The following is a 25,629-nucleotide window of genomic DNA, read 5'->3' on the forward strand; positions in this document are numbered from 1 at the left end:
TCTCGCTGGTGCGGCCACGGCATCGACCTGCTCCGGGCTCCAGCGCGCATGAAAGAAGGTTCGATGGTCACGAGCGGCGGCGCAGTTCCCATCCATGATCGAAGCGGGTTCTATCAGTTCGCCCGTCACCACAGGGACCGGGCCGCGCTGATCGTCTCGGGCGGGCCGACCGTGTCCTTCGGTGAGCTGGCCGACCGGGTGAACGCCCTCTCGCACGGCCTGCGCGATCTGGGACTGGTGGTCGGAGACGTGGTCGCCGCCGCGGTCGGCAACAACCCCGAGTACTTCGAACTCACGCTGGCGACCGCGCAGGTGGGGATGTATTTCGTTCCGATCGACCGGCATTCGACGTCCGCCGAGATCGCGGAGATCGTGCGGGACAGCGGGGCGGCCATACTCGTCGTGGAGCCCGACCGCGCGGCGGACTTGGCCGAGGGCCCGCTTCCCGCCCATCGATACGTGAAAGGCGTTGCGGCTGAAGGGTGGTCGCCCTACGAATCGCTCCTCGCGGGAAAGCCGATCGAGGCTCCCCCCGACCGCGTCTCGGGCAGCTTCATCAGCTACACCTCCGGCACGACCGGCAAGCCGAAAGGCGTGAAATGGCATACCCCGCCGCGGTGCCCGGAGGAGGTCGTCACGCGCCATGTGATGCCGCTGTTCCGCGACTACGGCACCAAGGTGGGGCACGGCGTACACCTGGCCTGCATGCCGCTGCATCATCCCGCGACCGGCGGTTTCGCGATCTGCTTCCTGCATTTCGGCCACACCATCGTCATCGAGGAGAGCTTCGACGCGGAGCGGTTCCTGCGTGCTGTCGAACGCTACGAGGTGACGAACACACACCTGGTCCCGACCCAGTTCCACCGCCTGCTGCGGCTGTCCGACGAGACGTGCGCGCGGTACGACCTGTCCAGTCTGGAATTCGTGATCCACGGCGGTGCGCCGTGCCCGCCGCTCATCAAGCAGATGATGCTGAACTGGCTCGGGCCGATCGTCTGGGAGTACTTCGGATCGCTCGAGGGATGGGTCTCGCGAGTGAGCCCGCAGGAATGGATCGACAGACCCGGAACCGTCGGAAAACCGTTGCCCGGCACCACCGTTACGGTCGTCGACGACGACGGCAACGAGTTGCCCGCGGGCGAGCCCGGAACGATCTACTTCGGAACCGACCGGCGCCCACCGTATTTCGACTATCAGAACGCGGCGGATCGGACGGCGGCGATCCGCCGCGGAAACCTCGTCACAGCGGGCGATTACGGTTATCTGACCGATGACGGCTACATATTCCTGCTCGATCGGCGCGCCGATGTGATCATCTCCGGCGGCGTGCCCATCTACCCCGCCGAGATCGAGCAGTACCTGATGCTGCATCCGGCCGTGTCCGACGCCGCGGTGGTGGACGTCCCGGACGGCGAACACGGCCGCAGCGTCCTCGCGGTGATCCAGACCGCGGCCTCCGCACCGAATTGGACCGTGGTCCGGGAACTGCGCGGTTACTGCGAGGACGTGCTCGCCGCCGGCAAGCGACCGCATCGGTACGGATTCCTGCGCGACTTCCCCCGTACCGAATCCGGAAAGCTGCAACGCCGCAAGATCCGAGAGATGTTCGCGGATGTGCATTTCATCGGTGCGCCAACCGATTCCGGCTCGGCACACCCGAAGGGGCTACAGGCGTGACCGCTCCTCGATGGAGGTGTCGGTCCGGCGCAGCGGGCGGATCAGGCCCTCCTGGGTGAACGAGGCGATCAGTTCGCCCTGCTCGGTGTGCACCGTGCCGCGGACGTAGGACATGCCCGCACCGACCTGGGTGCTCTCGTGCGTGTAGAGCAGCCAGCCATCCCAGGAAACCGGCTCGTGGAAGCTGACGGCGACGGTCATCGGCGCGGTGGACACGGTGAGATGCGCTTGGGCGGTACCGATTCCGGGATGCGCACGCATCGTCGTCGAGATCGCCAGGTGTCCGGTGAAGTGGGCCAGCAGCGCCTTGGCCAGATCGTCCCGGGCGGGGATGGGATCGTAGTGCAGCCAGGCATGCAGTTCCGGCGGCCCGACCTCGTCGGGGCTGTTGACGTCCCGCACACCGACGAGCCGCACTTCGCGCCCGGTCATCGGCATCGATGTGAAGACCGCCTCGGCGGGCGAGCCGACATCCGGGCGCGCCGCGTGATGGCGGATGACGTCGTCGGACGGGACATCGGCGAGGATCGTCACGGTGACGCAGGATTTGCCGTGCTGCCGCGCGGTGACGACCGCGGTGGCCGTCGACCGTCCCTCGTGGACGACGTCGATGGTGAACTCGACCGGCTCGCCGACCAGGACCGCGCGCGCGAACACCGCGTACGCCGAGCGAATCGCCTTGCCCGCGAACCGTTTCGCGGCGACGACGATCGCCTGCGCGAGCACCTGGGTTCCCTCGACGACCTGACGGTCGTCCTCGCCGACCAGTCCGGTGTCACCCGTGAACCGATCCTCGCCGGTCGGCGCCACATCGAACAGCCCAAGCAGTCCGTCCACCGACCACACCATGTGGTCGGAATCCGCGGTGGTCATTTCTCGATCATCTCCCGTCGCCCTCGGTCCATCGGGATGGCCACCCAGAACCTCCACGATGCCGCTCTGGTCGTCCCATCGCACTCATCAGAATCAGATTATCGGAATTGCTATATCCGATTCTACCTCTAGGCGAACATCGCCATCTGGCCGGTCGAAAACGGCAACCTACGGCCACCACATCAACTAGAGTATGGTTCTACCAGTTAGCAGAACGACAATACCTTTTATGTAGAATTCCGTTTCGCATCGGTGGTACACGCCACGACATCAGCCGCCGCCGAGCGGCGGCACATCGGCAACCGCCAGCTCGCCAGGACCGGTACCGGCGATGCCCGCGAACCCCCTGACCGTCCCGCGCGACCATCGAGCGCGCATATCGAAATCGGAGGCAATCCGTTGCCACATGCAAACCCGCGAGATCTGCCCGCCGGAGGCGGCGGGCGCTGGCCGAATGCCGGCTCCGCGTTCAGGTCCGTGCAATGGGGCGATATGGAGGTCGGCTTCACCACAGTCGACAGCCCACTCGACTGCACGGAGCTGTACCGGGTGGGCGGAATGCCGGGCGGGGTGTGCACATGCCCGCACTACGGCTACATCTTCACCGGCAGCCTGCGAGCCAGCTACCCGAACACGGATATGCCCGAGGAGACCGCGACAGCGGGCGAGGCGTACTTCTTCCCGGCCGGGCACATCCTCTACTACGACGAACCGACGACCGCCCTGGAGCTCAATCCCGCCTATGCGCTGCAGCAATGCATGGACGCCATGGAACGAACGGCCACCGCGGCCCAGCAGACCCGGACGGATGTGAATTGATATGCGCGACAATCGATCCGGGACGACATCATGACCGCGGCCGTACCGGAGACCCTGGATCAGGCGCTGTCTCCGGAGTGGCTCACGGCCGCATTGCGCCCGAGGTTTCCCGGCGTCGAGGTCACCGCGGTCCGTCCCGGGCCGGTGGTGGACCGGGTGTCGACCAACGCGTGCTTCACCATCGAATGCGAAAGCGGTGTGCCCGAGGGGCTTTCACCACATCTGTGCGTGAAGGGCTATTTCAACGACATCGGCCGCGTCTCGCGGCAGATCGGCGAGCCCAAGGCGTACTTCTACCGCGACATGGCCGCTGACACCGGAGTCCGCACGCTGCGCAGCGTTTACGCCGACATCAGCGCGGACACCCGGCACGGCGTCATCATCACCGAGGACGTTCTCGCCGGTGGCGGCACATTTCTCGATGCCACCAGTACGTACACCCCGGAGCAGGCCGCCCGGAGTCTCGCGCAGTTCGCCAGACTGCATGCGCGGACCTGGGGCCGCACCCAGCGCTCGGAGCCGTCCTGGCTTGCGCCGCGGCTGGCACACCTGTTCGCCGTGCGCGGGCTGGCGGAGATCACCTACAACTACGAGGGCCCCATCGGCGCGGGCGTGCCCGATGAAATACGCAGCGCACAAACACTTTTCGACCAATTTCGGCAGCTGGTCGCCATCGAGACGGCCTCGCCGGCTCCGCAGTGCGTCATTCACGGCGACGCGCACGTCGGCAATCTGTACCTCGACAGTGATGGGCGGCCGTCCCTGGTCGATTGGCAACTCGTGCAACGCGGCCGGTGGTACCTCGATGTCGGCTATCACATCGCCTCCACCCTCACGGTCGAGGACCGCCGCCGCTCGGAACGAGATCTGTTGCGGCACTACCTGGACACACTCGCCGAATACGGCGCGCCCGCGCCGTCCTGGGACGAGGCATGGCACGCGATCAGCCGCGGCATCCTGCTCGGGCTGTATCTCTGGAGCATCACGATCCAGGTCGACCCGTCGCTGACCACCGAACTCCTGGTTCGAATGGGCACGGCCGCGGCCGATCACGACGTCTACGACACCGCGACCGGCAGGATGTGATCCGAGCGCCCTGCCGCCACCGCTCGGATCACCGCGGCATTCAGTCCGGCGCGCTGCCGCCGAACGCGGCCAGACAGAACGACCACAGGTATTCGGCGACGTCGTCGATCGTGTCGGGTTTCGAGGCGAACGCGCAGTGATGGAATACCGCCATCACCAGCTTCATCGCCAGCCAACTGTCCGTGGCCGCGTCCCGGGGCCGGATCAGTCCCGCCGCCTCGGCCGCGCGTAATTCGCGTTCGATCAGGTCGGCAACGGACTGGTTCGCGTGGGCGATCTCGTCCGGAAACAGTTGATACAGCCGCCAATGCTCAGCGGTCACGAATCGCGGCCCGTCCCCGACGTCACCGCGCAGCGTATCCAGCGCGCTGACGATGTAGAAACGCAAGCGCGCGATCGGATCCGGCAGCCCGCGCGCGGCCCGCTCGATCTCGATCGTCCACTCGCCGACGATGTTCTCGAACACCGCGAGCAGCAACTGGTCCTTGCCGGCGAAGTGGCGGTAGAAGGTCTGCAGGGCGATGCCCGCCTCCTTCGCCAGGTCCTGCGTGGTGAAGGACGATCCCACGGTCAGGATGAGCCGCTGCGCCGCGGCGACGATCGTCTCGGCCTGCGCCATGCTGCGGGCCCGCGACCGCTGCACCGCGCGGGACCTGTCCGCCGCACGATCCGCCCACGGGGCAGACGGCGTGTCGTCCGGGCGTAACGACGAGTCCGGCGTGGTCACTGGCTGGGATCCTCTCAGATCGGGCGTACGGCAACGCTACCCGAGACGGCCGCCGCAGCACCGGACCCTCGGCTATCGGTTGCCGGTCTCGGCTGCCTGCCGCAGGGTCTGGCGTAGTCGGAACTTCTGCACCTTGCCGCTGGGCGTGCGCGGGAATTCGTCGACGGCGTGCAGTTCCTCCGGCCATTTCTGTTTGGTCAGGCCACTTTCCGCGCAGTGGTCGCGCAGTTGCGCCATGGTCGGCAGCTCGTGTCCGGATTTCAGGCGCACCACCGCCGCCACATGTTCACCCAGGCGCGTGTCGGGCGCGGCGACCACGGCCGCCTCGGCGACGCCGGGCATCGTGAGCAGCACCTCCTCGACCTCGAGCGCGCCGATATTCTCGCCGCCGCGAATGATGAAGTCGGACTTGCGATCACTGATGGTGAGGAAGCCGTCCGCATCGAGCACGCCGATGTCACCGGTGTGATACCAGCCCTGGTCGTCGAAGGCCGCGGCCGTCAGGTCGGGGTCGGTGTAGCCCAGGCACAGGTCCGGGCCCCGGCTCAGGATCTCACCGTCCGGGCCCAGCCGGAACTCCACCCCCTGCATGGCGGTCCCGTCGGTGTAAAGCCTTTTGGCCGTGGGCATTTCGTAGGTGCATCCGGTGATGGACGGATGTTCGGAGCTGCCGTAGGCACGATAGGCGTTGATGCCGAGCCCGGTCAGCCGATCGGTGACCGCGGCGGGAACCGCCGCGCCGCCCATGGCCGCGTACCGCATGCCGCGCAGATGCGTCTCGGTGAAGTCGGGATGATCGAGGAGGCTGGTGAAGTAGTACGGCACGCCGCCACCGACGCTGAGCCCCTCTTCCGCGATGAGCGACAGGACCAGCTTCGGATCCCACGTGTCCACGAGGGTCACCGGCTTGTTCTTCAACAGCGGCATGAGGAAGGCGTTGAGCATGCCGATGAAATGTCGCACCGGTGCGGCGGTGATCGTCGGGCCGAGGTCGGGCGGTGCGGTGTCGGACAGCTGACGTGCCTCGAACCCGAGGGTGCGATGACTGTGCACGACACCTTTGGGGTTCCGGGTCGTGCCGGAGGTGAACGCGATCAGCGCCGGGGCCGAGGCATCGACCGCGACGGCGGCCGGGAGCGGCTCCCGCGCGAGCAGATCCTCGAAGTCGTCCCCGACGACACCGGTGATCGGCACCCCGGCACACAGATCGGCGTGGAATTCCATGCGGCCGAAACCGATTGCGGTGATGTACACCTTCGGCTTCACCGTGTCGATGATGAAGGCCAGCTCCTTGCGGCCGTAGATGTGCACCACCGGCACGACGACCGCGCCCAGCATGGTCGCCGCCCAGAACACCGCGGCGGCCTCCATCCAATTGGGCAGCTGGAACGCCAGGACGTCACCGGGTTCGACGCCGCGCCGCCGCAGTCCTTCGGCGAGCCTGCGCGCTATCCGTTCGACCTCACCGAAGGTGCCCGACCACGGCCGCACCTCCGAGTGCACCCGGAATGTCGCGTCCGGTGCGGCCGCGAGCCCGGCGAGCACGAGATCCCCGAGGGAGTCGTCGGTCCACCAACCCTCCGCGGTATAACGCTTCACCAACTCCTCGGGAATGGTCCGCATGGAAATCTCCCTCCTCATGCCGGGGTGAGTACGACGATCGGGATGACCCGCTCGGTACGCGTCTGGTACACGTCGTAGTTCGGCCACTGCGCGGTGACGATCCGCCACAGGCGCTCGCGGTCCGCCTCCGGCGCGGTACTCGCTACCGCCCGGATGTGTTGGTCTTTCACCTGGATCTCGACCCGCGGGTTCACCTGGAGGTTCAGGTACCACGCCGGGTGCTTGGGCGCTCCGCCCATCGAGGCCACGACCAGGTAATCGTCCCCGTCGCGCGCGAAAATCAGTGCGGACGTTCGTGATTGGCCGGTCTTACGTCCGCTGGTGGTCAGCAGCAGAGTCGGGACGCCGTTCCATTCATAACCCACCTCCCCTTCGGTTTCCCGGTATCGCGCAACGTGTTCCGCGCCGAGCAGGGCCAATTCAGGTGGTTTGTAACCGCTTTCGGTCATCAATCTGTCCTCTCGATTCGTGTCCGGTAGGTCGACCTGCCTCCGGTAAGCACGTGATGCTGTGCCGCCCAGGGAGTTCCGGTCGAATCACTACCCGAAGACCACGGGTATCTCGGTGGCGCCCCGCTCGTACATGCCGATGAATCGCGGGGCCTCGACGTCCGGATCCAGGCGCAGATTCGGCAGCCGGTCCAGCAGCGCGCCGATCCCGACGCGCATCTCGGCCCTGGCCACGTGCATGCCCAGGCAGGTGTGCGCACCGCTGCCGAAAGCGAAGGACGACTGCATCTTTCGAGTGATGTCGTACTCGTCCGGGTTCTCCCAGCGTTCCGGATCGCGATTGGCCGCACCCAGGCACAGATGCAGTACCGAACCGGCGGGCAGATGCACCCCGTGGTAATCGATGTCGCGGGTGACGTACCGGGCGAACATCGGATCGGTCGGCGTCCACCGCAACGACTCCTCGATCGCCGGACGCAGCAGATCGCGATTCTCGCGTACCGCGGCGAGCACATCGGGTCGCTGGAGCAGCGCGGTGAGCGTGATTCCCATCTGCTTCCAGGTCGTACCCGATCCCGCGGTCAGCAGCAGCACCGAGAAGGAGTAGATCTCGGCGTCGGTGAGTCGATGCGTCACGCCGTCCTCGTCGGCGAGTTCGGCCTGGACCAGCACGCTGATGAGGTCGTCCGTCGGGGCCTCCCGCCGGGCGGCCACGATCGGGCGCAGCATCTCCACGATCTCGTCCGGCCGCTGCATCGCGGCGCGGATATCGAGCGCCTGCTCGACCGGGACCCCGAAGCTGCCGGTGATCGTGAGAACCGGAATCGCGGCGCAGAAGTCCACGTTCAGCTCGGCGCGCCCCTGGTCGGCGAAGCCATCGATCAGCAGATCCACGACCTCTTCGATCCAGTTGCGAATCCACCACTGCGCCTTGGCCGGAACGAACGACGGCTGGACAAGCGCTCTCGATCGGCGATGCTGGGCGCCGCCCATCGAGAGCATGCTGTTGAGCGCGGTGATCGGTCCGTTGTTCACATCGACCGGCTCGGTCGAGGACGCGAACACCTCCGGATTGCGGTAGGCGTCGCCGCACGAGGCGTAGCTGAACGCGGAGAAATGCGGTCGATCGGGCTCGGGCAGACCGGCGAAGAAGGCCGGGCCCTCGAATCCGGTCAGCTCATGGACCACACCGGGATGGACCGGCCCCTGCTCCCTGAGCCGATGCCAGATCGGGTACGGGTCATCCTGGTAGCCGCCGCCGAACATCGCGCCGTACGAGCCCCGCAGATCGAACAGTTCGCGAACTCTGTCACGGTCCAGGAGTGCTGTCGTGCTCATCGATCACCTCGCCACATATCCGCCGTCGACCGGCAGCAAGGCTCCGGTGACATTGGCGGCACGGTCGGACACCAGATAGACCGCGGCCTCGGCGCAGTCCTCGGCCGTGATCGCCCGGCCCAGCGGATGGGTCTGCGCGGTCTGCTCGGCCACCTTCGCCATGGCATCCGGCGGACCCGCGAGCCCGCCGGCCGCCATGAAATTCGTGTAGGGCATTCCGGCCGGGCAGATGGCGTTGGCCCGGATGCCGAACGGCGCACCCTCGATCGCGACCGCCTTGGTGAGCTGGTGCACCGCGCCTTTGGTCGCGCCGTAAACGGATCCGCCCCAGGCGACCAGACCGGCGACCGAGCCTGTGTTGAGGATGACTCCCCCGCCGCCCTGCCGCTTGAACTGGATGACGGCCTGTTTGCAGCCCAGGAAGACGCCGCCGAAATTGACGGCCACCAGTCGCTGGAAATCCTCGACCGTGTGGTCTTCGAGCTTGTCGCCCAGGCGCGGTGTGGGCACCCCGACGTTGTTGAAAACGATGTCGAGCCTGCCGAACTCGTCGACGACGGTTCTCACCGCGTCGATCGTGTCCTGCTCGCGGGAGACATCGCATCGCACGGCGACGGCGGTGCCGCCGGCGGCCTGGATCCGGCGCACCGTCTCCTCGGCCCCATCGAGCCGGATGTCGGCGCAGACGACCTTCGCGCCCTCCTGCGCGAAACGCAGCGCCGTGGCGGCCCCGACACCCGACCCCGCCCCCATGACGAGGGCGTTCTTATCTTCGAGCAGCATCGCTCATGCTCCTTGTTCGTCGGTCACGAGTCGCAGCGCCGAGACCGGGCAGGCATCGACGGCAACTCGGATCGCATCGATCGGATCGGACGATCCCTCGAGGACGACGGCCTTGGCCTGGTCGTCGTGTGCGAAGGTGTTCTCGGCGTAGACCAGGCACATACCGCTGCCGATGCACAGTTCACGGTCGACGGTGACCGACCGATCGCTCATCTCAGGCTCCCGCCGGCACGGGCGGTTCGGCGGGGGTGAACCGGAACAGCCGCTCGGCGTTGCCGCGCAGGATCTTGTACTGCACCGACTCCGGCAGATGTCCGATCTGCTTCTTCGCGACCTGGATCGAGTTCGGCCAGGTGGAATCCGAATGCGGATAGTCGGTTTCGAGCATGATGTTGTCCTCGCCGAGCACATCGATGGCCGCGACGCCCGAGTGGTCCTCGATGAAGCAGCCGTAGATGTGGTCCCGGAATCGCTGGCGCAGATCGATGTCCAGCGGAATCTCGCTGGCCGCATGGCCTTCGAACTCCACACCGCGTCCGGCCCAGAACCGCTGCTTGTCGTAGACCTGCTCGGCGCGCTCGAGGAAGTACGGCATCCAGCCGATATTCCCTTCGGACAGAGCGATTTTCAGGTTGGGGTACTTCGCGAACAGGTCGCTGAACAGCCACTGCAACATCGTGCCCGCGGTACGCGTGGCCCCCCACGCCAGATTCGCCATGAACGGCGCGTCCGAGGCGATGTTCGGCAGGGTCGAGGACGAGCCGACATGCATGCACACGACCAGCTCGTTGTCCGCGGCGGCCTGCATCACCGGATCCCAGTACCGGCTGGGGTCGTTGATGGTCGGAAGTCCCAGCGGCTCAGGGTTTTCCGAGAAGGCGATGCCCCGCGCGCCCTTGGCCGCGGCGCGCTCGATCTCGGCGACGGCCAGCTTCGGATCCCACAGCGGCATGATCGCCAGCGGAATGTAGCGGCCCGGGGCCGAGGCACACCATTCGTCGATCATCCAGTCGTTGTAGGCGCGCACGCAGCGCAGTGCCAGATCCTTGTCCTGCGCCTCGTAGAAGATCTGACCGCAGAACCGGGGGAACGACGGAAAGGCCAGCGAGGCAAGGATTCCCGCCTCGTTCATATCCTGCACGCGGGCCAGCGCGTCGTAGCAGCCCGGCCGCATGTCGGCATAGGTCACCGGTTTGGGGCTGAATTCCTCGTTCTTCTTACCGGCGACCGCGCTCAGGCCGTTGGTCGGCACGGCCCTGTTCTCGTAGACCCAGACCTCGAGATCATCCTTCCGCACGAGTTTGGGCGCGCGATCGCGGTCCTTCTCCGCGATCCGGTCCTGCCACACGTTCGGCGGCTCGAGCACGTGATCGTCGACGGAGATCAACCAGTTCAGTGCTTGGTCTGTCGATGCCATTACCTTCCTCCTTCTTACCTGCGAACCTCTCGTCCGCGAATCACTTCAACTCACCGATGGCCAGGTGTTTGACTTCCTGGAACGCCCGGATGCCCTCGGCTCCGCGCTCGCGGCCCAGACCGCTCTGCTTGTATCCACCGCTGGGCGCGTACGCGCTGAACATCCCGGCGTTGACGTTCACCGCGCCCGTGCGCAGACGTCGCGCGACCGCGGTCGCCGCCCCGGTGTCGGCGCTGTACACCTGCCCCGACAGGCCGAACGGACTGTCGTTGGCGATGCGCACGGCGTCGTCTATGTCGGTGTATCCGAGCACCGCGATCACGGGGCCGAAAATCTCTTCCTGCGCAGCGGGATTGGAGTTGTCGGGCAGGTCCAGTACGGTCGGCTCGAAGTAGTACCCGCGCTCGAGCCCCGCGGGACGGCCACCGCCGCAGGCGACCTTGCCGCCGTGCTCCTGCGCCAGGGCGACGAAGCGTTCGCAGCGCTCGCGCTGAGCGGCGCTGATCACCGGGCCCATCGCGGTCTTCGGATCGGTCGGAGCGCCGACGTCGATCGCCGAATACGCCTGCGACACAGCCGCGATGACCTCGTCCTTCTGCTCCGCGGGGACCAGCATCCGGGTCGCGGCGACACAGGCCTGGCCCGCGGTGGCCGCGATCACTGCCACGGCACCGGCCGCCGCCTTCGATATCGCGTCGGGCAGATAGATCTGCGCCGACTTGCCACCGAGTTCCAGGGCCACCCGCTTCACCGTCGGCGCGGCCTGCGCCAGGATCCGCCGCCCGACCACGGTCGAGCCGGTGAACGAGACCATATCGACGGCCGGATGCGCGGTGAGCAGCTCGGCGCCGGCCGATCCGTCCTCCACGACAACGCTGAACACCCCGGGCGGCAGTCCGGCCGCCTCGGCCGCGACGCCGAAGATCAGCGAGGAGATCGGCGTCAGCGGGCTGGGCCGCAGAACGACCGAATTGCCCGCCAGCAATGCCGGGACGATCTTCTGCAACCCCATCAGGAACGCCGCGTTGTACGGCGTGATCGCCGACACCACACCGACCGGCTCGTACCGCCGGATGCTCAGCATCAACCGCGCGCGGGTCAGTTCGTCGACCGGAACCGGATTCGATTCCTCCTGCGGCAGTGACAGATACAGATCGATGGTCGAACGAGCCAGCGCCAGCCCCGCGCGCAGCTGCGCGTATTCGGCGAACATCGTGGGCTGGCCCGCCTCCGCGATCATCGTGGCGACCAGCGGCGCGGCCGATTCCTCGAGGTGATCGATGAATGCGGACAACGTCTTCGCGCGTGCCGCCGGCGCGGCATCGGCCCACACACCGCTGTCGAAGCTGCGTCGAGCCTCGGTGATCGCTCGTTCGATCTCCGTCACCGGCGTGGCGGGCAGGTCGAGCACATTCGACTCGTCGGCCGGGTTCTCGACGGCGAACGTGCTGTCGCCCTCGATCCATTTCCCGGCCACATATGAGCGGCGCTCAGCGATGATCGCTACCATAGCGAGCCTCTTTCCTGCCGCGGAGCGGCACAATTCCAGGTCATTTCGGGGTCTTGGCGGTCGGCGTCGAGGTGAAGGCGATAGCGCCGCCGAAGTGCGGCGAGGAGTGACAGGCCAGAGCCGTATCCACCTGTGCGCGTTGACGTATCCCCGCGCGGCCCGCCACTTGCAGGTAGCACTCGAGCAACTGGGGGACGCCGTGCATGCGGCCGTTGCCGATCGCGCCGCCGCCGGACAGGGCGGGCAGTGCGCCCGGGACGTCGCTGTCGATGCCGCCGTCGCACACGAAGCGATGGGCCTCACCGACCGGGCAGAATCCGAGGACCTCGAGCCAGAACCAGACGAACGGCGAGAAGCCGTCGTAGACCTGCGGCAGATCGATCTGCGCGGGTGACAGGCCGGTGTTCCGCCACAGCCGCCGGGCGGTCTCCTGGCCGCCGGCCATGATGTCCTCCAGCGGCCAGTGCAGCGGCAGACGCCGCGGCGCGGGCGGGCTGCTGGCATAGCCCGCCACGTGAACGGGCTTGTGCGGCAGGTCTTTCGCGCGTTCGGCGGAGGTCAGGACGAAGGCCGCGACACCGTCGACCGGGATGTCGCAGTCGTAGCGGCAGACCGGATCGGTGATCATCGGGGCGGCCAGGTACTCCTTGGTGGTCAACGGCTGATCACGCCAGTAGGACCAGGGAATCCGCGCACCGTTCTTGCGCGCCTCGACCACCACCGCCGCCATGGCCGCTCGATCGGCGCCGTAACGCTGGAGATACTCGTTGTAGGGCAGTGCGATCATCGCCAGCGGGCCGAAGAACCCCTGCGGCGCGGTCCACTGGTTGGTTCCCTCGGCCCGAGTCATGGTGTTGCCGTGGTAGCGGCCCACCGGATTGTGCAGGGCGCGATGCACAACCACGTAATCGGCTGCGCCACTGGCGATCGCGTTGACGGCCAGGCCGACCGAGCCGGTGATCTGGCCGATGCCCTGGAAACCCGCGACATAGCGCGGGACCGAGCCGATGCGCGCGGCCAGCCAGTCGGCCGACACCATGCTCACGCCGTCCTCGACCGCATGCGTGCCCGAGCTGGGAAACATTGCCGCGGTGACGAATCCGTCGATCACCGCCGGTGACAACCCGGCGTCGGCGATGGCGTCGCGCGCGACCTCGAGCGCGAGCGCGCCCAGCGGTTGCGTGGCGTGCCGGACCACCGTGCTGTGGCTGTAGCCGACGATGGCCGCCTGTTTCCCGGACCGGGCGCTCACGACCCGGCCGCGATCTCGAACGCGGGGATCGATACCCCGGGTACCAGGTCCTCGAATGCGACGGTGACCGGATCTCCTACTCGCACAACGGCTTCCGGGCCGTCCAGGAGCTTGCCGATGATGCGGAGTTCGGCCTGCTCGACCAATTCCACGTCGACCAGTACGAAGGGCACGTCCTCCTCGAAGCCGGGCAGGAACGACTGCCGCATCACGGTCCACGACCGCACCCTGCCCCGGCCGCTGACCGGTTCGAAGCTGAAGGCCGGGACTGTCGTTCCGCATCGCGGGCAGACCTGGTCCGGAGGGACGGCGAACGAGCCGCACTGCGAACATCGGGCGATGCGGAGCTCGTGCCGGGCCGTGGCCTCCCAGTAGGGCGCGGACTGCTCGTCGGGCACCGGCACGGGGCGAGTGAGGGTCACGGGATCACTCCCGCGCTCTTGAACCCGTCGAGTTCATCCCAGGTGTAGCCGAGTTCGAGCAGCAGTTGCTCGGTGTGCTCGCCGTGCTCAGGCGCGCGCCGCAGCGTCGGGGGTCGTTCGTCGAATTGCACTGGGACCGTGGGCAGTTTGTAGGACGGTCCCCCGTCGCCGGGCACCTCGCCGATGTAGTCGTTGGCGAGCACCTGCGGGTCGGTCAGCAGTTCCTCGATGGCCTGCACCGGCGCCCACGGGGCGTCGATCGTGGCCAGCAGGCCCTTCCACTCCTCGAAAGACCTCGCGGCGAACTCTTTTTCGAGTTCGGCGACGCAGGCGGCATGGTTCTCGGCGCGGGCCCGCAGATCCACGAATCGCGGATCGGCGATCAGCTCCTCCCGGCCGATCAGGCGGCAGAAGTCCGGCCAGTAGCGATCCGATTGCAGGAAGACGAGCTGGATGTGCCGCCCGTCTCCGGTCCGGTAGGTGCCCACCAGCGGGTTGACCGTGCCACCGCGCCCCGAGACACCGCGCGGCCGCGCGCCACCCAGCGCGGACAGGATGTCCGAGGACACGGTCCACATGGCACTGGCCAGCAACGAGACGTCCACCACCGAGCCGCGGCCCGTGCGCTCGCGCCGCAGCAGGGCGGTGGACAGACCGAATGCCAAGGCCATGGCCGCGTTCCGGTCCCCGAACGCGCCGCGCGGAGACGGCGGATAGTCCTGGTCCGGAGGCGTGAGAACGTGTGCGATCCCGCCCTGGGCCCAGTATGCCGACGAGTCGTAGCCCGGTCGGTCGGCGCCGGGCCCGCGGACGCCGAATCCGTGCCCGCGGGCGTAGACGAGCCCGGGAAAACGCTGGGTCAGCTTCTCTGCGTCGAGCCCGAGGCGCTGCAACGCGCCGGGCCGGAAGCTGGTCAGGAACACGTCCGCGGTCTCCAGGATCCGGTCGAGTACCGCGCGCCCCTCGTCGCTGCGCAGGTCCAACGCGATCGAGCGCTTGCCCCGATTCGCCAGCGCCACAGATAAATTGACGCCGCCGCTGTCGCTCCCGATGCCCTGCGTGGCCAACCCGCGGTACGGGTCGCCATCCGGGTGGTCCACTCGAACGACGTCCGCGCCCCAATCCGCCAGCAATGCTCCGGCGACCGGGACGAACACCCACTGAGCGAGCTCGACCACACGAATACCGGCGAATGCGCCGTCCTCCATTGATTCCTCCCAGACACCACACGAGAGTGCAACTTGTGCTCATAGTAGAACAGCACTCTCGTTTTAGGGAAGTAATGGTCTACATTGCTATTCAACTGGGTTCTGATCACGGTGAGAGCGGCGCTTCATTCGCATTGGTGCTGAGACGGCAAGTTCCCGATCGCGATGAATGATGGAGGCTTAGCCGCGGGGACGCCGTCCGCACCGCTCGGCGGGGCGCCTCGGACGGTCCGGCATTCGGACCAGCGGATCCGAATCAGCGTGCAGACCGAGGCCTTGTGTCCGAACCGGGACATCGCGCCGATTCAGGATCGCTACATCGAACGCGGCCGAATCGGCAACACCGCGTCGATCACACTGCCACGCAACGGATCTCCGGTGCGCGGCCCCGCTCACGATCCTGGCCGCCGCGCACGGCCCGGACCCGGCGCAGCACGCGCCAACCGCGGCCGTGAGCGCCTACCACGCGGACTTCGGCCTCACCCCGGCATTCGGCCTGATCGTCGCCGTGCCCACGCTGATCGTGTGCGGGCCGCTGCTGACCCGCTTCACCCGGCGCTGGTACCGGTCGCGGCAGCGAACCGCACACGACTTCCCCATCTCACCGAGCCGCCCATGGATGGCGAAATATGTTGTCCCTCAGGCGATTCGCTCGAAAACCGCCGCCAAGCCCTGCCCGCCGCCGATACACATCGTCTCCAGCGCGTACCGCTGCTGACGGCGATCCAACTCACGAAGGCCGGTGGCCAGTATCCGTACCCCGGTCGCGCCGACCGGATGTCCCAGCGAGATCCCCGAACCGTTCACGTTGAGCCGGTCGAAATCACCGTCGCCGAACTTCCACGCCGCGGTGCACGCGAGGACCTGTGCCGCGAAGGCCTCGTTGAGTTCGATCAGGTCCATATCCTCGAGTGTCAGATTCGCCCGGGACAGGGCCGCCGCGGTGGCGGGCACCGGTCCGATGCCCATGCGCGACGGCTCGACACCCGCGGCCGCCCAGGTCACCAGGCGGGCGAGCGGCCGCAGGCCCAGCTCCTCGGCCTTCTCGCGGGTGGTGACGATGCAGGCCGCCGCGCCGTCGTTCTGACCGCTGGAGTTGCCCGCGGTGACGGTGGACTCCGAATCCACCTTCAGGCGAACGGGTTTCAGCGCCGACAGCGTGTCCAGGGATACGTCGGGACGGGGATGCTCGTCTCGGTCGAGTACCACCTCGCCCTTGCGGGTCGACACCGTGATCGGCACGATCTCGTCGGCGAACCGGCCGTCCGCCTGCGCGGCCACCGCCCGCTGATGCGAGTGCAGCGCGAGTTCGTCCTGTGTCTCCCGGGTCACCGAGTACTCCCGGCGCAGATTCTCCGCGGTCTCGAGCATTCCGCCCGGCACCGGGTGGAATTTGCCGCCCGCGGTGATCCGGCCGCGGCCGATGCGATCCGCGAGTTCGGTGGATTCGCCGCGCAACCCGAAGCGCAGGCCCAGCGCGTAGTGCTCGGCCTGGCTCATGCTCTCGGCCCCGCCCGCGATGACCAGATCGCAGACGCCGGTCTGGATTCGCATGGCGGCATCGATGACCGCTTGCAGGCCCGAACCGCACCGGCGGTCGAGTTGCAGTCCGGGAACCGTCACCGGAAGGCCCGCGTCGAGCGCGGCCACCCGTCCGATACCGGGCGCCTCACCGTTCGGATAGCACTGGCCGAACAGGACGTCGTCGACATCGGCCCCGTCGATTCCGGTGCGCCGCACCAGTTCTCGCAGCACGGAGCTGGCGAGATCCGCCGCGGGCACATCCTTGAACATGCCACCGTAGCGGCCCACCGGGCTCCGGAGTGGCTCGCAGATCACCGCGTCGCGCATTTCGTTCGCCTCTCTCCAGATAGCGGAGCTTTCCAACAGCAAGACCTTCGAGCACGCGGATCATCGAATGCTGGCTGATTGTGTTGTGCCGCAGCATATTCAGCGGCCGAGTCCGACCAGCACCCGACGGCCCGCAGATCAGGGCTTGGGCCCCAGGATCCCTTCGGCGTTCATGAACCGGCATCGCATCCGCCGTATCACCCAGCCGCCGTCACCGGCTCGCAGGACACCGACGTCGTACACGGCGAGTCTCCGGGGAGCCGAGTCGGCGGGGAAGAACACCAGTTGCATCCGCACGTCGGCCCCGCCCGAACTCGGTGCGACCGTGGATCGCCCGGCCAGGTGCACGCCCTTGGGCGCGGCGACGAACATCCGCAGGATCCGGTCGCGGCCCGCGAAAACCCTTCCGTACGTTTCGAATTCGCCGTCCTCGGTAAACAGCGCCGCCGCGCCCTCGACATCGTCGACGTCCAGGCGCAGCGCGTATTCCGACAGCAGATCATCGATGGCCCGGCGATCGCCGAGCGTGAGCCCCGCCTCAGCCACGACGCATCATCCCGGCGAGGTTGCTGCGGAAAGCGGGCTCGTCGAAGGACTTCGTCTCGGCCGCCAGCACGTCGTCCAGGGCATCGTCGATCCTGGCCAGCAGCGGCTGGTTCAGCACCCTGCGCGTCTCGCGCAACGACTGCGGCGGCAGGGCGATCAGCTTGCCCGCCAGCTTGCGCGCCTCGGCCACGGCCTCGCCGGGCCCGACGACGCGGTTGGCGAGCCCGAACGACAACGCCTGTTCCGCCGACATCCGTCCGCCGAGCAGCAGCCATTCCTTGGCGCGCTGCAGGCCCATGTTCAGCGGCCAGGTCAACGCACCGCCGTCACCGGCCACGAGTCCGAGCATCACGTGCGGGTCCGCGAAGTACGCGTCCTGCTCCATGACGACCAGATCCGACAGCGAGGCGAGGCTGCACCCGAGCCCGACCGCCGGACCATTGACTGCCGAAACCACCGGCACCGGAAGATTTGTCAGGTCACGCACGAGCGTCGCCGCCTCGGACATGATCCGAGCACGCAGATCCAGATCGCGGGTCATCCGGTCGAGCAGAGGCAGATCACCGCCCGCCGAGAACGCCTTGCCCGCACCGGTGAGAACCACCGCGCGAAGACCCGGACGGGTGGCCAGCTCAGCCCACACCGTGGATATCCGCCCGTGCAATTCCTCGTTCGCCGCGTTCAACGCATCCGGCCGGTTCAACGTGACGAGCGCGACACCGTCGTCGTCCTGTTCGATAAGCAGGACATCACCTGCGGGCATGGGTACCTCCTCGCACCGCTGTCAGATTGTCAGAAAATATTGGTCGACGTCAATAATGAAAACTAGTCGGCGCGCGGCCGAGGCGGCCGCGGATCGCCCATGTCCAGGCCGAGAGCATTGGCCCAGAGCAGCGTCAACTGCTCGACGGCCAGCTCGAGGTCGTAGGACCAGCCGCCGATGAACATCGTCTCGGCGAACCGCGCGACCATTCCCCCGAGTGCCATTGCCGCATAACGCTTGTCGATCCTCGGGTCCGCGGCCCCGTCGGCCTGCAACCGGGCGATCGCCGACTCGAGACGCAGCCCGAGCAGGTCGTCGCGTTTGACCCGGACCGCGCGGACGTCGTCGTCGTAGCGGCTGACCTCCTCGATCACCCGCATGATCTTGGCCTCACGACGGTATGCCAGCAGATAGGAACGGTTCGCCGCGCGAATGCGGTCGACCGCGCCGCCGCCTCCGCCGCCGCTGTGCTGCGCGATGTCGTCCATCGATACCAGGCGCACCTCGACCTCTCCGGCTATCTCCCGGAACAGCGATTCCTTGGAGTCGAAGTAGTGGTAGAACGCCCCGTGCGATACCTCCGCCTCGTTCGCGATGTCGGTGATCCTGGCTTGCAGGAACCCATCTCGCTCGAACACCGCTTTACCCGCCTCCAACAGGCGAGCACGGGTGCGGCGGCCCTTCGCCGAACGCGGCCCGGCATCCATCGCGACAGTCTCCTCTCTGGCACGCGCCCGTCCGGGCGCCGCCGAACGGCAGCGTAACGACGTCGGCTCACATGAAGCGTCCGCCAGTCACCTCGAGCACGGTTCCGGTCATGTACGAGGACAGATCGGACGCCAGAAACAATGCCACCGAGGCGATTTCGGCGGGTTCGCCCGCGCGTTGCATCGGGATTCCCGCCAGCTTCTCGTTCCAGATCCGCTCCGGCATCGCCTCGGTCATCGCGGTGCGGATCAGTCCGGGTTGAATCGCGTTGACCCGCACGCCGTGATGGGCCACTTCCTTGGCCGCCGCCTTGGTCATCCCGACGATGCCCGCCTTGGCGGCGGAGTAGTTCGTCTGCCCGGCCATACCCACCTTTCCCGAGATCGACGAAACATTCACGATCACACCGGATTTGGCCTCCCGCATGATCGCCGCGGCCTTGCGCGTCCCGTTCCAGGTGCCCTTCAGATGAACGGCGATCACCTGGTCGAACTGCTCCTCGGTCATGGTGCGCATCGTCGCGTCGCGGGTGATGCCCGCGTTGTTGACCACGACGTCGACCGAGCCGAACGTGTCGACGGCCGTGCTGAGCAGTGCGTCGACGTCCGCGGATCGGGTGACGTCGCACGCGACGCCGACCGCCGTCCCCGCGCCGCCTAGTTTCTCGGCGGCGACGGCGGCCAGATCGCCGTCCAGGTCGCCGAGGACGACGCGCGCGCCCTCACCGACGAACAGTTCGGCTATCGCATAGCCGATACCCTGGGCCGCACCGGTGATCACCGCGGTGCGGTCTGCCAGAAGTGGTCGGGTCACAGCGGACTCCATTCATTCGGAAATTGAACAATTACTCGGATTTGCGTTGTGCACGAACGAGTCCGCCGCCGATGATCAGCCGTTGGATCTCGCTGGTGCCTTCGTAGAGCCGCAGCAGGCGGACCTCGCGGTAGATTCGCTCGACCGGCACGCCGCGCATATAGCCGGTGCCACCGTGGATCTGCACCGCGAGATCGGCCACATTGCCGACCATTTCGGTGCAGAACAGCTTCGCGACGGACGGGGCGATGCGGCGGTCGCGACCGCTGACGTACTGGGCGGCGGCATCGCGCACGAGGGCGCGACCGGCCATGACGCCGGTCTGCTGGTCCGCGATCATCGCCTGGACCAGCTGGAAGTCGCCGATCGGCGTACCGCCCTGCTCGGCCACGGCCGCATACGCCACCGATTCGTCGAGAGCACGCTGTGCCGATCCGACGGCCAGCGCGGCGATATGCACCCGACCGCGCGCGAGGGAGGTCATCGCCGCCCGATACCCGACGTCCTCACTGCCGCCGATCAGCGCCGAGTCGGGCACCCGGACGCCGTTGAAGGTGACATCGGCGGTCCAGGCACCCTCCTGCCCCATCTTCCTGTCCTTCGGCCCGACCTGAAGACCCGCGCTGTCCGCGGGAACCAGGAAGACCGCGATGCCGGGACCGGAATCATCCGCGGGCCGGGTGCGGGCGAATACGACGAACAGATCGGCCGCCGGCGCGTTGGTGATGAACCGCTTCTGGCCGTCGATCACCCAGCCGTCGCCCTCGCGCACCGCCCTGGTCCGCAGTCCCGCCGGATTCGATCCCGCGCCGGGTTCGGTCAGCGCGAACGAGGCGACCACATCACCCGAGGCGATTCGCTCGAGCCAGAGCCGTTTCTGTTCCTCGGTACCGTAATTGACCAGAACCTGGCCAGCGATTCCGTTGTTGGTGCCGAACAGCGACCGCAATGCCAGTGCGGTGTAACCGAATTCCATCGCGAGTTCGACGTCCTGGGTGAGATCGAGTCCGAGGCCACCCCACTCCTGCGGGATCGCGTAACCGAACAACCCCATCTCCGCTACCTGCTTACGAATATCGGCGGGAACGGAATCGGTGTCGAGGATTTCCTGCTCGCGCGGAACGACCCTGGTGCGGACGAACTGCCGAACCTGTGCCAGGATCGGTTCGAAGTCTTCGGAGCTCACTTCCGACATGAAATGCTGTCACTTTCTCTGTGCGGGGCACGATCGTCACGGCCGGACATCAGCCGGGCAGCGCGTAATCCTCGAGCAGCCGACGGCCGATGATCATGCGTTGGATGTCCGCGGTGCCTTCGCCGATCAACAGCATCGGCGCTTCGCGATACAGACGTTCGATTTCGAACTCCTTGGCGAACCCGTACCCGCCGTGGATGCGGAACGATTCCTCGACCACGTCGCGGCAATACTCCGAGGCGAGATACTTCGCCATTCCGGCCTCGAGGTCGTTGCGATTGCCCGCGTCCTTGATACGGGCCGCGCGCACCACCATCTGATGTGCCGCTTCGACTTTCGTGCCCATCTCGGCGAGGCGGAATAGAATCGCCTGATGGTCGGCGATCTTCTTGCCGAAGGTCCGGCGCTGCTGCGCGTAGGAAATCCCGAGCTCGAAAGCGCGGGTGGCGACGCCGACCGCTCGGGCGGCGACATTCACGCGCCCGACTTCCACTCCGTCCATCATCTGGTAGAAGCCTCGTCCCGGTACGCCGCCGAGGATCCGGTCGGCGCTTATCTCGTGACCGTCGAACAACAGCTCGGTGGTGTCGACGCCCTTGTAACCCATTTTCTCGATCTTGCCGGGAATCGTGATCCCCTGGGCGACCTCGCCGAAACCCGGTTCCTTCTCGACGAGGAATGTCGTCAGATTGCGATGGGGTTTATCGCTGCCTTCGGGGGTCCGCACGAGTACCGCGACCAGATTGGCCGAGCCGCCGTTGGTCACCCACATCTTCTGTCCGCTGATTCGGTATCCGCCGTCTCGCGGCGTAGCACTGGTCTTGATCGCGCTCACGTCCGAGCCGAGTTCCGGTTCGGACATCGAGAACGCGCCACGCAAGTCTCCGGTGGCCATTCGCGGCAGATAGCGTCGCTTCTGTTCTTCGGTACCGTGCTGAAGGAGCAGATACGCGACGATGAAATGGGTATTGATGATGCCGCTCACGCTCATCCACCCGCGCGATATCTCCTCGACGACCAGCGCGTAGGTCAGCAGCGACTCCCCCAGACCACCGAACTCCTCCGGAATGGTGAGTCCGAAGATGCCCAGTTTCTTCATCTGCTCGACGATCTCGGCCGGATACTCGTCCGCGTGCTCGAGTTCGGTCGCGACCGGCAGGATCTGCTCGTCGACGAAGACCCGTACCGCCGCCAGGATGTCGCGCTGAATATCCGTAAGTCCCTCTGTCGCACAGAGTTCGGGCATATCTCCTCCAGTACTAGTCGTCGAGGATCTCGCGGAAGACCCGCAGATCCCGGACCGGATCGTCGCCGACCGGTTGCACCTGAACCACGGTCACCCCGCGTTCTCGATAGGCGGCCAACCGGTCCTTCAGATAACTCCGGTCGCCGATCAGCGAGGTGCCCTCGAGCAGTGCGTCCGGAATCCTCGCGGCCGCCTCCGTACGGTTGCCCGCCAAATACAGATCCTGAACCTCTCGGGCTTCGGATTCGAACCCGTACTTGCGGACGACGATGTTGTAGAAGTTCTTGTCCCGCGCGCCCATACCGCCGACGTACAGCGCCAGATGATCCCGATCGAGTTCGCGCTTGTGCGTGACATCGTCGCCGACCGCCATCGGCCCGCCCGCCACGATCTCGAGCGGTCCGAGGTCGGGCGAGCGTTTGGCCGTACCCCGCGTCAACGCCTCGCCCCACACCGTGTCCGCGCGCTCGGGGATGTACAGGAACGGCACCCAGCCGTCCGCCAGTTCGGCGGTCAACTCGGTATTGGCCGGGCCCAGCGCCGCGACGTAGAGCGGGATCCGCTCGCGCAGCGGCACATCGACGAGCTTGAGCGGCTTCCCGAGACCCGTGCCTCCCGGCAGCGGAATGCGGTAGCGGTCCCCGTCGTGTTCCAGCCGTTCCCGCCGCCACACCTTCCGGCAGATCTCGATCACATCGCGGGTCCGGCCGAGCGGGGCGTCGTAGGCCACCCCGTGCCACCCCTCGACGACCTGCGGACCGCTCACCCCCAAGCCGAGCGCGAATCGTCCTTTGGACACCCGGTCGATCCCCGCCGCGGTCATGGCGGTCAGCGCGGGAGTGCGCGAGTAGATGGGCAGCACCTGGGCCATCAGTTCCACCCGATCGGTCACCGCCGCGAGATATCCGAGCCAGCTGACGGCATCGACGCCGTATGCCTCGGGCACCCCGAGGACATCCACCCCGGCGTCCTCATAAGTGCGAGCGAGCCGCGCGGCCCGGTCGACGTCGGCGTTCGGAGGCAGCATGACCGCCAATCGGAGTCGAGACACGAAGGTTCACCTCGGAAATGAGTCGTAGCCGGTCGGCCTCGCGGCCGTGGGGCGGCAATGTCGGTTGTGAGTCATCTGGTAGCGAGCGGGGCCGGATGCGGGGTCCGCGATACCGCGTGGTCAGCGGCCACTCGGAAGCCGCAGTCGTCGTTTGGCGATGATGTTCCGCATCACTTCCGAACTGCCGCCCGAGATGGTCAGCGCCCGGGACCAGAGCCAGGCGTCCTGCAACCGCTTCGCGGCCGCGGCTGTCGACGCGGGCAATGGCTGATGAGCCGTGGCGAGTTCGACCCCGAATCGGGCGATACGGTTGTAGGTCTCGCTGTACAGGATCTTCGCGATCGGAGCCTCCGCTTCGCCCTCGCGGCCCGCCAGCACGCGGGCGACATGGGCGTCGAGAAAGCTTTCGGCGGCGGCGAATTGCGCGATCAGATCGGCGATCCGCGCGGCGATGTCGGCGCGGTGGATCAGCGCGACGCCGTCCACCTCGACCTGCTCGGCGACCGTGCGGACATCGGTCAGAAGCAGTTCCAGCAGAACGACATTCGCGCCGACGGTGAACCGTTCCAGATCCAGGCCCGACATCGCGACCGACCAGCCCCGGCCCACCTCTCCGACGACCTGTTCCGGCGCGAGCACGACACCGTCCAGGAATACGTCGTTGAATTCGTGCGCGCCGCCGATCGTCGGCTTGGGCCGCACCTCGAGGCCGGGCGAGTCCATCGGCACGATGAACGCGGTGATCCCGTCGTGCCGTTTGGTCTCGGTCGAGGTTCGCAGCAGCGCGAGGCCGAATTGCGCCCAGTGACCATCGGTCGTCCACGTCTTCTGGCCCGCCAGAACCCAACTCCCGTCCGCACGCCGTGTGGCGCGGGCGGTGATGCCCGCCAGATCGCTTCCCGCGCCGGGCTCGCTGAACAGCTGGCACCAGATGTCGCGCGCCTCGCGAATGGGCGGCAGGTGACGCTTCTTCTGCTCCTCGGTACCGAACCGCAGCAGCACATGGGCGGCCAGGCCGACCTGGTCGATGGGCCGCGGGGCGCGTGCCCGGATCAGCTCCTCGGTCAGGATCAGGTCCTGCCCCGGCGCCCAGTCCGCGCGCCCACCCCACTCGGGCGGCCACGAGGCGCCGAGCAAGCCCTCGTCGTACAGGGTGCGATACCAATTCCGCAGCAGGCGTTCCTGTTCCGCCGATTCGGGAGCGCGGTGGCCCTCCCGCGCCTCGTACGGGCGGTGCCGGACGATGACGTCACGGACTCGCCGACGGAAATCCGCCGAATCGTCGCCATCGGCGCGCGCGGTCGAAGCACCCAGCAGAGCGGCGGCGTCCGTGTCGACCGGATGCAGCGACGCGTTCACCGCGACGCGGCGCATCGCGTGGTGCAGCCGCCACTCCCACGTGAACCCGATTCCGCCCGCGAGCTGAATACAGTCGTCGAGTGCCGCGACACACCGCTGCGCGAGATACCCGTGGACGAGTTCGACCAGTTTCCCGGCACGCGGCTCCCGCGCCGCCAAAGCCGTTGCCGCACTGTGGATCAATGCGTCGGCGGCCTCGACCAACACCGCCAGATCGGCCAGCCGGTGCGCGATCACCTGGAACGACGCCAGCGGTTGGCCGTAGGCATCTCGCCCGACCAGATACTCGGTGAGCAATTCGGCGCTACCGGCGAGCGCCCCGACGCTGTCGGCGCACATCAGCAGGATGAGCGCGGCCCGCAGCTCGGAATCCCCGGCGGCGACGGACGCGGCATCGTCGAGCGTGACGAGCGCGAGGTCCCGGGTGGTGTCGAGGCCGTCGTCCATCTCCTGGACCGCGAGCGCGGCGACATCGGGCACGACCACCAGCCCGGAAACCCCCGAAACAAGCAGCGCCCCAGGCGTTCTGCTCCCGATCGCCATCACCGTGCCGGAGGTCGTCCCGGCGCCGTCCGCCGATTCGTTCGACCGCGCGAGCGCGACGGCGGTCTCGCCCGCGAGTAGACGGCGAAGCGCCGTCTCGTCCGGCGACGCGGCGACCGTTGCCGCCGCCACCGCCGCCGCGACCCACGGTGTCCGGCTCAGCGCTCGCCCGCCTTCCCGGGCGACCACCGACGCCTCCACGACGCGCCACCCATCGCCACCGCCGGCCTCGGGCGTCAGCAGGCCGATCAGACCGAGCTCACCGAATTCCCCCAGCCCGGCATCCGATTCGAAGACTTTCCTCGCAGTACTCTCCAGCAGCTGGAGTTCTTCGCGATCGAGGGCTTGCGCGCTCTCACTCATGGGTTCG

The 25,629-nt window shown here is 67.2% G+C and carries 25 protein-coding genes; 4 read left to right on the forward strand and 21 right to left on the reverse strand.

Translation table 11 applies throughout. The features are described from left to right. The first annotated feature begins 63 nt into the window (after nt 1-63). Nucleotides 64-1,677 carry an AMP-binding protein gene (locus NM2_RS23210; protein ID WP_067672912.1) on the forward strand — a complete coding sequence of 538 codons (1,614 nt, stop codon included), beginning with the start codon at nt 64-66 and terminating at the stop codon, nt 1,675-1,677. On the opposite strand, the gene NM2_RS23215 is transcribed toward NM2_RS23210, so the two are convergent. Further along, nucleotides 1,666-2,550: an acyl-CoA thioesterase gene (locus tag NM2_RS23215; RefSeq protein WP_067672667.1), complete on the reverse strand. Its 885-nt coding sequence runs from the start codon at nt 2,548-2,550 to the stop codon at nt 1,666-1,668. The genes NM2_RS23210 and NM2_RS23215 overlap by 12 nt on opposite strands. A gap of 492 nt (nt 2,551-3,042) precedes the next feature. Here NM2_RS23215 and NM2_RS23220 point away from each other — a divergent pair, with 492 nt between their 5' ends. Both NM2_RS23220 and NM2_RS23225 read left to right on the forward strand, forming a co-directional pair. Further along, nucleotides 3,043-3,369: a cupin domain-containing protein gene (locus NM2_RS23220; protein ID WP_067672914.1), complete on the forward strand. Its 327-nt coding sequence runs from the start codon at nt 3,043-3,045 to the stop codon at nt 3,367-3,369. A 30-nt stretch (nt 3,370-3,399) separates the two neighbouring features. Next, nucleotides 3,400-4,455 carry a phosphotransferase gene (locus NM2_RS23225; protein ID WP_067672670.1) on the forward strand — a complete coding sequence of 352 codons (1,056 nt, stop codon included), beginning with the start codon at nt 3,400-3,402 and terminating at the stop codon, nt 4,453-4,455. 40 nt (nt 4,456-4,495) lie between these two features. Here the strand turns inward: NM2_RS23225 and NM2_RS23230 are convergent, their stop codons facing one another. From NM2_RS23230 to NM2_RS23280, 11 genes are all read right to left on the reverse strand, one after another. Beyond that, on the reverse strand, nt 4,496-5,182 hold the full coding sequence (locus tag NM2_RS23230; protein WP_245718175.1) for a TetR/AcrR family transcriptional regulator: 687 nt from the start codon (nt 5,180-5,182) through the stop codon (nt 4,496-4,498). A gap of 72 nt (nt 5,183-5,254) precedes the next feature. Continuing rightward, entirely contained in the window at nt 5,255-6,805 is a 1,551-nt protein-coding gene (locus tag NM2_RS23235; RefSeq protein ID WP_067672673.1) for an AMP-binding protein, read from the reverse strand. Nucleotides 6,806-6,819: 14 nt separating this feature from the next. Next, nucleotides 6,820-7,254 (reverse strand): nitroreductase family deazaflavin-dependent oxidoreductase, encoded by a 435-nt coding sequence (locus NM2_RS23240; protein WP_067672676.1) that lies wholly within the window; start codon nt 7,252-7,254, stop codon nt 6,820-6,822. A gap of 90 nt (nt 7,255-7,344) precedes the next feature. After that, on the reverse strand, nt 7,345-8,592 hold the full coding sequence (locus NM2_RS23245; protein ID WP_067672679.1) for a cytochrome P450: 1,248 nt from the start codon (nt 8,590-8,592) through the stop codon (nt 7,345-7,347). A 3-nt stretch (nt 8,593-8,595) separates the two neighbouring features. Next, the gene (locus NM2_RS23250) at nt 8,596-9,375 is read right to left on the reverse strand and encodes an SDR family NAD(P)-dependent oxidoreductase (RefSeq protein WP_067672682.1); all 780 of its coding nucleotides are present in this window, start codon (nt 9,373-9,375) and stop codon (nt 8,596-8,598) included. A gap of 3 nt (nt 9,376-9,378) precedes the next feature. Beyond that, nucleotides 9,379-9,588, reverse strand: a complete 210-nt coding sequence (locus NM2_RS23255; protein ID WP_067672685.1) for a ferredoxin — start codon at nt 9,586-9,588, stop codon at nt 9,379-9,381. Nucleotide 9,589: 1 nt separating this feature from the next. After that, complete coding sequence (locus NM2_RS23260) at nt 9,590-10,792, reverse strand: amidohydrolase family protein (protein WP_067672688.1); 1,203 nt, start codon at nt 10,790-10,792, stop codon at nt 9,590-9,592. A 40-nt stretch (nt 10,793-10,832) separates the two neighbouring features. Beyond that, on the reverse strand, nt 10,833-12,302 hold the full coding sequence (locus NM2_RS23265; protein WP_067672691.1) for an aldehyde dehydrogenase family protein: 1,470 nt from the start codon (nt 12,300-12,302) through the stop codon (nt 10,833-10,835). A gap of 40 nt (nt 12,303-12,342) precedes the next feature. Next, on the reverse strand, nt 12,343-13,554 hold the full coding sequence (locus NM2_RS23270) for a thiolase C-terminal domain-containing protein (RefSeq protein WP_067672694.1): 1,212 nt from the start codon (nt 13,552-13,554) through the stop codon (nt 12,343-12,345). After that, nucleotides 13,551-13,976, reverse strand: a complete 426-nt coding sequence (locus NM2_RS23275) for a Zn-ribbon domain-containing OB-fold protein (protein ID WP_067672697.1) — start codon at nt 13,974-13,976, stop codon at nt 13,551-13,553. The genes NM2_RS23270 and NM2_RS23275 overlap by 4 nt, the downstream gene beginning before the upstream one ends. Beyond that, entirely contained in the window at nt 13,973-15,184 is a 1,212-nt protein-coding gene (locus tag NM2_RS23280) for a CaiB/BaiF CoA transferase family protein (protein WP_067672700.1), read from the reverse strand. Before NM2_RS23280 ends, NM2_RS23275 begins: the two co-directional genes overlap by 4 nt. Before the next feature lie 400 nt (nt 15,185-15,584). On the opposite strand from NM2_RS23280, the gene NM2_RS52620 reads away from it, so the two are divergent. Then, a complete protein-coding gene (locus NM2_RS52620; RefSeq protein WP_439956910.1) occupies nt 15,585-15,902 on the forward strand; it encodes a GntT/GntP/DsdX family permease in 318 nt (105 codons plus the stop codon). Here NM2_RS52620 and NM2_RS23285 read toward each other — a convergent pair. From NM2_RS23285 to NM2_RS49275, 9 genes are all read right to left on the reverse strand, one after another. Next, complete coding sequence (locus NM2_RS23285) at nt 15,824-17,035, reverse strand: acetyl-CoA C-acetyltransferase (protein ID WP_067672703.1); 1,212 nt, start codon at nt 17,033-17,035, stop codon at nt 15,824-15,826. The two genes, NM2_RS52620 and NM2_RS23285, sit on opposite strands and share 79 nt — an antisense overlap. A 138-nt stretch (nt 17,036-17,173) precedes the next feature. Further along, nucleotides 17,174-17,581, reverse strand: a complete 408-nt coding sequence (locus tag NM2_RS23290) for a nuclear transport factor 2 family protein (RefSeq protein WP_067672707.1) — start codon at nt 17,579-17,581, stop codon at nt 17,174-17,176. Further along, complete coding sequence (locus tag NM2_RS23295) at nt 17,574-18,344, reverse strand: enoyl-CoA hydratase/isomerase family protein (RefSeq protein ID WP_067672710.1); 771 nt, start codon at nt 18,342-18,344, stop codon at nt 17,574-17,576. The genes NM2_RS23290 and NM2_RS23295 overlap by 8 nt, the downstream gene beginning before the upstream one ends. Nucleotides 18,345-18,406: 62 nt before the next feature. Beyond that, the gene (locus tag NM2_RS23300) at nt 18,407-19,051 is read right to left on the reverse strand and encodes a TetR/AcrR family transcriptional regulator (protein ID WP_084531461.1); all 645 of its coding nucleotides are present in this window, start codon (nt 19,049-19,051) and stop codon (nt 18,407-18,409) included. 67 nt (nt 19,052-19,118) lie between these two features. After that, nucleotides 19,119-19,865 (reverse strand): 3-oxoacyl-ACP reductase FabG, encoded by a 747-nt coding sequence (gene fabG, locus NM2_RS23305; RefSeq protein WP_439956906.1) that lies wholly within the window; start codon nt 19,863-19,865, stop codon nt 19,119-19,121. Between the two features lie 31 nt (nt 19,866-19,896). After that, nucleotides 19,897-21,060, reverse strand: a complete 1,164-nt coding sequence (locus NM2_RS23310; RefSeq protein WP_067672719.1) for an acyl-CoA dehydrogenase family protein — start codon at nt 21,058-21,060, stop codon at nt 19,897-19,899. 49 nt (nt 21,061-21,109) lie between these two features. After that, the gene (locus NM2_RS23315; RefSeq protein ID WP_067672722.1) at nt 21,110-22,306 is read right to left on the reverse strand and encodes an acyl-CoA dehydrogenase family protein; all 1,197 of its coding nucleotides are present in this window, start codon (nt 22,304-22,306) and stop codon (nt 21,110-21,112) included. 13 nt (nt 22,307-22,319) lie between these two features. Continuing rightward, the gene (locus NM2_RS23320) at nt 22,320-23,333 is read right to left on the reverse strand and encodes an LLM class F420-dependent oxidoreductase (protein WP_084531462.1); all 1,014 of its coding nucleotides are present in this window, start codon (nt 23,331-23,333) and stop codon (nt 22,320-22,322) included. A 144-nt stretch (nt 23,334-23,477) separates the two neighbouring features. After that, a complete protein-coding gene (locus NM2_RS49275) occupies nt 23,478-25,622 on the reverse strand; it encodes an acyl-CoA dehydrogenase family protein (protein WP_157121259.1) in 2,145 nt (714 codons plus the stop codon). Nucleotides 25,623-25,629: the final 7 nt, after the last annotated feature.

Origin of the sequence: Nocardia miyunensis NBRC 108239, assembly GCF_001613065.1 — a bacterium.
In the GTDB taxonomy this organism is placed as follows: Bacteria; Actinomycetota; Actinomycetes; order Mycobacteriales; family Mycobacteriaceae; genus Nocardia; species Nocardia miyunensis.